This is a genomic window from Kocuria sp. ZOR0020 (assembly GCF_000800955.1).
Lineage (GTDB): Bacteria > Actinomycetota > Actinomycetes > Actinomycetales > Micrococcaceae > Kocuria > Kocuria subflava.
The window spans coordinates 21,355-28,348 of the sequence record NZ_JROX01000061.1; the positions used below are offsets into that span (position 1 = coordinate 21,355).

The 6,994-nt window shown below is 65.3% G+C and carries 7 protein-coding genes; 3 read left to right on the plus strand and 4 right to left on the minus strand.

The features are described 5' to 3' along the window. Positions 1-51 precede the first annotated feature (51 nt). Positions 52-1,473: an HAD family phosphatase gene (locus tag L979_RS16655; RefSeq protein WP_081993772.1), complete on the plus strand. Its 1,422-nt coding sequence runs from the start codon at positions 52-54 to the stop codon at positions 1,471-1,473. Between the two features lie 46 nt (positions 1,474-1,519). Here L979_RS16655 and L979_RS04365 read toward each other — a convergent pair whose 3' ends face one another. Further along, positions 1,520-2,479 (minus strand): NAD-dependent epimerase/dehydratase family protein, encoded by a 960-nt coding sequence (locus L979_RS04365; protein ID WP_047689679.1) that lies wholly within the window; start codon positions 2,477-2,479, stop codon positions 1,520-1,522. A 178-nt stretch (positions 2,480-2,657) separates the two neighbouring features. Here L979_RS04365 and L979_RS04370 point away from each other — a divergent pair, with 178 nt between their 5' ends. Then, positions 2,658-3,326 (plus strand): TetR/AcrR family transcriptional regulator, encoded by a 669-nt coding sequence (locus L979_RS04370; protein WP_119933155.1) that lies wholly within the window; start codon positions 2,658-2,660, stop codon positions 3,324-3,326. Here the strand turns inward: L979_RS04370 and L979_RS04375 are convergent. From L979_RS04375 to L979_RS04385, 3 genes are all read right to left on the minus strand, one after another. Beyond that, positions 3,323-3,931 carry a Fic family protein gene (locus tag L979_RS04375; protein WP_231559390.1) on the minus strand — a complete coding sequence of 203 codons (609 nt, stop codon included), beginning with the start codon at positions 3,929-3,931 and terminating at the stop codon, positions 3,323-3,325. The genes L979_RS04370 and L979_RS04375 overlap by 4 nt on opposite strands. A gap of 16 nt (positions 3,932-3,947) precedes the next feature. Further along, on the minus strand, positions 3,948-4,136 hold the full coding sequence (locus tag L979_RS16660; RefSeq protein WP_047689681.1) for an antitoxin VbhA family protein: 189 nt from the start codon (positions 4,134-4,136) through the stop codon (positions 3,948-3,950). Positions 4,137-4,464: 328 nt separating this feature from the next. Beyond that, positions 4,465-6,120, minus strand: a complete 1,656-nt coding sequence (locus tag L979_RS04385) for a DEAD/DEAH box helicase (protein WP_047689725.1) — start codon at positions 6,118-6,120, stop codon at positions 4,465-4,467. Positions 6,121-6,501: 381 nt separating this feature from the next. Here L979_RS04385 and L979_RS04390 point away from each other — a divergent pair, with 381 nt between their 5' ends. Continuing rightward, positions 6,502-6,903, plus strand: a complete 402-nt coding sequence (locus L979_RS04390) for a hypothetical protein (protein WP_047689686.1) — start codon at positions 6,502-6,504, stop codon at positions 6,901-6,903. Positions 6,904-6,994 lie beyond the last annotated feature (91 nt).

Here is a 6,994-nt window from a genome sequence, read left to right on the forward strand (position 1 = left end):
CCGCTGCAACGAATACTGAAAGGCACCATCGGGGCCGATAGGGTGGAGGCCATGTCGCCGCGCACTTTTCCCCAGGCAGTCCTTTTCGATCACGACGGCACGCTCGTGGACACCGAACCCATCTGGGGACGGGCCAAAGCGCGGTTCGCCGCAGAGAACGGTGGCACCTGGGACGAGGCCGACACCCTGGCCACCATCGGCCTTCCCGCCCGCGTGACCGTGGACCGGTTGCGCGCCAACGGGGTCACCGAACTCGACGACGACGCCCTGATCACCGGGCTGCTCAAGGTTTCCGAGGAAGAAGTCCGGGCCACCCCGCTTGAACTGATTGCCGGTATGCCCGAGCTGCTGCAGGAGATCGCAGACGCGGGACTGCCCACCGCGATCGTGACCAATGCTGCTCGTGAGATGGGTGAACACACGGCCATGTTGGCCCCGGAGGGGCTGTTCGACGTCGTGATCGGCAATGAAGAAGCCGAAGGCGGAGTGGCACCCAAGCCCTCCCCTGAGGGGTACCTGGAAGCGGCCCGCAGACTGCGCGTTGACCCCACCGAATGTGTGGTGCTGGAGGACTCCCCGTCCGGTGTGGCTGCGGCTCAGGCCGCCGGCATGACCGTTGTGGTGCTGCCCGGGGCTGTTGCCGTGGATGCAGACCAGGGCACCGTGCACGTCAACGACCACCGTCAGGTGACGCTGTCCCTGCTACAGTGGTTGGACCCGCAGCGCTCCTCCTGGCCCAAGGCCGTGCTGCTGGACCACGACGGAACCGCGGTCAACACCGAACCCGAATGGGCCACAGCCAAGCGAGCCGTGGCCACCGAATTCGGGCAGGACTGGACCACCGAGGACGATCACGCGGGGTTGGGTCAGACCGTGCAGTTCTCCGCTCAGATGATGGTGGACCGCGGCGCCGAGGGCGGCGTCCAGGAGATCACCGAGCGGATCGGGGCGCATGTGGTGGACTCCATCCGCGACGACGTCCCCTTGATCCCCGGCATCCCCGAACTGCTGGAGGAACTGCGCCACGAACGCATCCCGGCAGCCCTGGTCACCAACGCCCTGGCCTCGGTGGTCACCACCACGGCAGCCGCCCTGACGGAGAACATTCGTGCCGTAGTCTCCCGTGAGGACGTGGAGAACCCCAAGCCCGCCGCAGAGCCGTACCAGATGGCCGCCGAGCGCCTGATGTGCGCAGCCGAGGACTGCATTGCGCTGGAGGACTCCCAGGCCGGCGCCCAGTCAGCTGTTGCAGCCGGAATGCCCGTGATCCTTGTTCCGGGCGACAAGCCCGTGGAACCGGAACCGGGATTCGTGCCGGTCGAGGCTCACACGGAGGTCACCCTGGAACGCATCCGTCAGATCGGCCCCCTGATCCCGGACCTGCCGCGGGCTGACGGCCCGCCGGAGCAGAAATTGGAATACGGGGCCACCCGGCGTCCAGCCGGGGAGATCCTGACCGTCAACTGGCCGTGAGCGGCTGACCACTGGAGCTCCGGTCCGCACGGGCTGCTGAGCGGCCTCACTGCCCCGCCGTCAGCTCCCGTACCGTGCGCCCCAGCGCTTCCTCCCACGGAGTTGGCGACCACCCGAACTCCACCTGGGCCGCTGTGGAGTCCAACATCCACGGTGATTCGAACTGGTGCCGGGTTTCATCAAGAGCGCGCACCAGCGGGTGAATCCGAGCCGCTGCCATGATCGCTCGCGGCACCCGCCGCACCACACCGGCCCGCTCACCCATCAATCGCGCGGTGTCCTGGGCAACCGCCCGCATGGCGCGCGGAGCCGAGGTGGGAACGTGCCATGCCCGCCCCCAGCGGTGGCCACCGGTGTCGGACTCCACCAGGTCCGCCACAAGTCGGGCGATGTCCGGCAGGTAGGTCCAGGAGTGCTCAGCATCCAGGTCTCCCACCGGAACCCAGGCGGTCGTGCCACGCAGAACCGGACGAATCACGTAGTCCATGAGCAGGCTGACCCCCGGCCTGGCTGCTGCCCCGAAGTAGTCGGAGGCCCGTACCTCCACAGCGGGCGCGCCCCCAGCGCGGTGATCTCTCAACGCGTCAACCCACATTCGGGCGCGAACCCGCCCCTTGACCCCGTAGGGGTCCATCTGCCGGGTTTCCGCAATCGACCCGCTCACGGATCCGTAACCGTAGAGGTTGCCCACCATCAGGTGCCCGGCGCCCAACGTGGCACATGCATCGGCAATTCCTTGGGCCATGGGCGGCCAGTCCCGCTCCCATCGGGTGTAGGAGACCGGATTCACCGCATTCACGACGACGTCGCACAGGCCCATGTCACGTTTCAACGCGCGGGCGAATTCGTGACCGTTGCGGGCATCAACCGCCCAGGCCCCCCATTGATCGGGGGATGCCTGATGACCGGAACGACTGATCATGGTGACCCTGTGTCCACGGCGTACCAGCTCCGCAGCGGTCAGACGGCCTATGGCCCCAGCCCCAACCACTCCTACGTATTTCATGGCCGCCCCCTAAAGCGTGATCACTGTTCTCGAATAGTGCACGGGGTTGGCGCCAAAATCAAGAACACTGTTCGCATTTTGTGTGGTTGCTGGACAGCGGTTTTATGCTCGTGGGGTGAACACCCGGACGCCGAGCGGAAAACGCGCGCAGAACCGAGCTGAAATCCACGCTCGACTGATGGCCACCGCTCGGTCCCACCTGGCCGAACATGGCGCCGCCGCGTTGTCGCTGCGCGCCATGGCCCGTGACATGAACATGGCCCCCTCCGCACTGTTCCGCTACACCGCCAACCGTGATGAACTCTTGACCGCTTTGATCGTCGAATCCTTCAATGAACTGGGGGATGCCGTGGAAGCAGCCGAGGCAGAAGCACAGCGATTGGATCACCACGCGCGCTGGCAAGCGATGACCTCCGCCTTTCGCCACTGGGCCGTGACCCACCCCCACGACTACGCGCTCCTGTACGGTTCACCGGTGCCCGATTATCGCGCACCCGGTGAGGTCACCAATCACGCCGGCACCCGAGTCCTTGCGTTGGTTGCGGGCCTTGTCAGAGACGTGCAGGGCGATGCGTCGTCCGCAATCAGAGCTCACGCTACCAACCCGCGATCCAGCACCTCAGACCTGGCTCCCGCGGCTGTCCGGGGCCTACTGGATGACCCCCTGGTGGCGGGTCTCCCCGCCGAGTCCGTAGCCCGCGCCGTAGCGGCATGGAACCTGGTCCTGGGTTCTCTGTCCTCGGAGATCTTCAACCAACTGGGGCCTGAATTCGGTGACCCACAGGCGCGTTTCACCTTCATGTGCGACCGCGCCTTTGAGCTCCTGGATCCCTCTACAGGTCCCTAGCCGACACCGTGTGACCTAGCCCCGCCGTCGTCGTCGTGCCTCACAACGACTTGATCGAACATTGCAATGAGTGGTCCAAGATCCTGGTGCTCGGCCGCAGCGCGTGATGCAGAATCGTTGGCTGCACCAGTCACCGCGCGCCAATTCAACTGCCAGCCGGCGTCGCGAGCGATCCACCCCCAAAACCAGCGATGAGTTCGACCGTTGCCATCGCGAAAGGGGTGGATGTAGTTGAACTGGTCGTAATGATGCGCCAGGCGGGCGACGAAAGTTGGGCGACCCATGCCTCTGAGGTAGTCATCTGCCCGCAGATGCTCAGCTGCGATACCGGCCACCTGCTGAATCATCTGGACAGGCACAAAGAAGTCCGCGCCCTGGAGGTTTTTGCGAATGTCAACTGTGCGCAATCCCCCTGCCCAGGCGTAGATAGGTGAGAACAAGAAACGATGAATCGCTCGCAACTCAGACAGGTCACCGGTCGGTTCCGGCGGATCCTGGTTCAACCGGAGTGTACGGACGGGCACAAGGTCACCTTCAACCGCGTCCAGGTCAGCTTGAAAGCGGGCGTCAACCAGGTTCTTCAGCACCCCGGTGGATGGATCCACGTAAGGGTCGACGAATTCAACCAATCCCGTACCGGCGCCGGACCCGGGCCTCGAGCTCTGTCAAGCTGATCTCACCAGCAACATACTGTCCTGTATCAGCCCGAGTCTCACTGGTGGTTTGCAAACCTTCCATCTCACCAGAGTGGATGGCTTCCGCCACTTCCCGCTCACGGCGGGTGATCTCGACACTGGCGGTGGTGGACACGGCAGCCTCCTTCACATGTCAGACAGGTACCGCTGAGTCTACTGACTGAAACTTCAGCCGACCCCAGGCCAGCATTGTCGATTGGTTGGGTGACCACGGGTTCGTCGTCGTGGTGCCTGCTCAGGGCAGCGAAAAGCCCGCCCTCCGATTCTCCCCAAGTGGAATCGGAAGGCGGGCTTTCAGTCCCCACCGGATTGCTCAGCCCCCACGAACTCCGCGATTCCCCACGGTCAGGCGGGTCAAAGCGCCACAGAGTGGGAAATCAAAAAAGCTGAGGGAGCTCGGTCGCCCGGTGGGATTTCGACGGCGCGCCCGGTGAGCGTGAGGCTCAGCGGCCGGAAGGGGCGCCGGTGGCAGCACCGGCACGGCGGTTACGACGTCGTGCCGCGGCCTGCGTGGAACGGTCTACCGCGGAGGCGCCTGCGGAATGCAGGTTCACAGCCGAGGCTGCGGAATAGGAACGCCGCGCCCCGGAGCCTGCAGCAGCAGACCGTGACTGCTGATCGTTGCGGCCCTGGCCACGATTACGGCCCTGGTTCTGATCGCGATTCTGATCCCGTCCGCGACCCTCACCACGGCGACCGTTCTGGCCCCCGCGTCCGTGCTGGCCACCCTGACGGGAACCATCGGAGGATGCACGACCGCCCTGGCCACGCCCGCCGGAGCGTTCGGAACGGTCAGACCGCTGAGACTGTCGGCCCGCGTTCTTTCCTCCGCCGCCACCCTTGGTGGAACTCTTGCCGGAACCGTTGGACCCGCCGCGGCCCGATCCCCCGGTGTCCTTGGCCGGAGGTGCGTAGGCAACGCGCTCGGCGCGTTCCCCCACCAGCTCCGCCACCACGGGCGAACCGGGGTTGATCTGGGAGATCTCAGCGGTCACGCCGGCCTGCTTCATGAGCTTCTGGACGTCACGCTGCTCCTCCGTGGTGGAGATGGTGATGACCTGACCCTCAGCACCGGCCCGGGCGGTACGGCCCGAGCGGTGCAGGTAGGACTTGTGCTCGGCGGGGGGATCGATGTGGACCACCAGTTCGACGTCGTCCACGTGCACGCCGCGGGCGGCGACGTCGGTGGCCACCAGAACCCGAACCTCACCGGTGGAGAAGGCCTCCAGGTTTCGGTCACGGGCGTTCTGGGACAGGTTGCCGTGCAGGTCCACGGCGGGCAGCCCGGCCTGGGAGAGCTTCTTGGCCATCTTCTTGGCCCGGTACTTGGTACGGGTGAACATCACGCGGCGCCCGGTGCCGGAGGCCAGGGTTTCGATCAGCTGCTGTTTTTCCTCCGCGTCCACCACCAGCACGTGGTGCTCCATGGTGGAAACGGTGGCCTTGGGCTCGTCCACAGAGTGGGTCACGGGGTTGTCCAAGAACTTCTTGACCAACACGTCCACACCGCCATCGAGCGTTGCGGAGAACAGCAGACGCTGGCCCTCGCGGGGGGTGCGCTGCAGGATGCGGGTGACAACGGGCAAAAAGCCCATGTCAGCCATGTGGTCGGCTTCATCAATCACGGTCACGCGAACGTCGTCCAGGGTCAGGACCCCCTGCTTGAGCAGGTCCTCCAGGCGACCCGGGCAGGCCACCACGATGTCCACACCGGCAGCCAGGGCACGCTCCTGGTGCTTCTGGGACACACCGCCGTAGATCACGGTGGTGTTCAGCCCGGCGGCCTTGGCCAGCGGTGCCACGGTGCGGTCGATCTGGGTGGCCAGTTCGCGGGTTGGTGCCAGCACCAGTCCGGTGGGGCGGTTGGGGCGTCGGCTGGCCTTGGAGGCACCTTGTGTCAGACCCGCAAGGCGGGCCACCAGCGGCAGGGAGAATGCGACGGTCTTGCCGGAGCCGGTGCGGCCGCGGCCCAGGACGTCACGCCCGGACAGCGAATCCGGGAGGGTCTTGGATTGGATGGGGAAAGCGTCCGTGATTCCCTGCTGGGAGAGGACACGGGAGAGGGCCTCGGGCACGCCGAGGTCAACAAAGGTAGTCAAGAGGAAGTTCGCACTTTCGATCGGATGTCCCGGCGGCATGTGTGCCTGCCGGGTGCGCCGATCCGATTCCGGTGGACCCCGCGGTTCCCGAGGGTCGTGGCTGGTCTCAGCCAGGCCGAATGAGACGGCCCAAGGAATGTTCGACGCGCTGCCTGCCCATCCCCTGTGTTCAACAGAGTTCACGACGACGCTTTGAGCCCCGCATCCTGCGGGGCGGGTCGCGTGGGGGCAGTGCCATGTGCAACCCGTGAAGACTACACGAGTGCGGATGAGCCCAACCATGACGTGCAGCACTCATCGGAAAAAGGCGGCTTACCAACTGGTAGCGTGAGAGGAAATTGGGCGGATCACGCCCTCCCCCAAACGTGAAAGGACATCAGCATGCGTTTGTCCAACGCAATCCTGCGCGGCGTCTCCGGCGCCTACCTGCTCCAGTCCGGCCTGGGCAAGAAGGACGCCCCGGTGGAGGTCTACGAGCACCTTCAGGGCATGGCCGCCACCGGCATCCCCCAGTTCAAGGAGTGGGACGCCAAGGCCTTTGGTCAGTTCCTCTGGATCTCTGAGGCTGCCATCGGTGGCCTGCTGTTGACCCCGTTCGTCTCCAAGCGCCTGGCCGGAATCGCCCTGACCGCGTTCTCCGCCGGCATGTTGACCATGTACTTCAACAACGACGAAATGACCCAGGAAGACGGCATCCGCCCGTCCCAGGAGGGCACCCCGCTGTCCAAGGACGCGTGGCTGACAGCCATCGGCCTGGCTCTTGTGCTGCAGTCCAAGAAGTGATCCCGCTCAGGGCCGTCTGAGGCCCGAGCCCGTGATCGCACTGAGCGGTGGTGGGTTGCGCTGAAACCAGTCTTTCAGCGCAACCCACCAC

Coding starts and splice junctions, on each gene's coding strand:
- L979_RS16655 (WP_081993772.1), top strand. CDS start 52: ATGTCGCCGCGCACTTTTCCCCAGGCAGTCCTTTTCGATCACGACGGC.
- L979_RS04390 (WP_047689686.1), top strand. CDS start 6,502: ATGCGTTTGTCCAACGCAATCCTGCGCGGCGTCTCCGGCGCCTACCTG.
- L979_RS04365 (WP_047689679.1), bottom strand. CDS start 2,479: ATGAAATACGTAGGAGTGGTTGGGGCTGGGGCCATAGGCCGTCTGACC.
- L979_RS04370 (WP_119933155.1), top strand. CDS start 2,658: ATGGCCACCGCTCGGTCCCACCTGGCCGAACATGGCGCCGCCGCGTTG.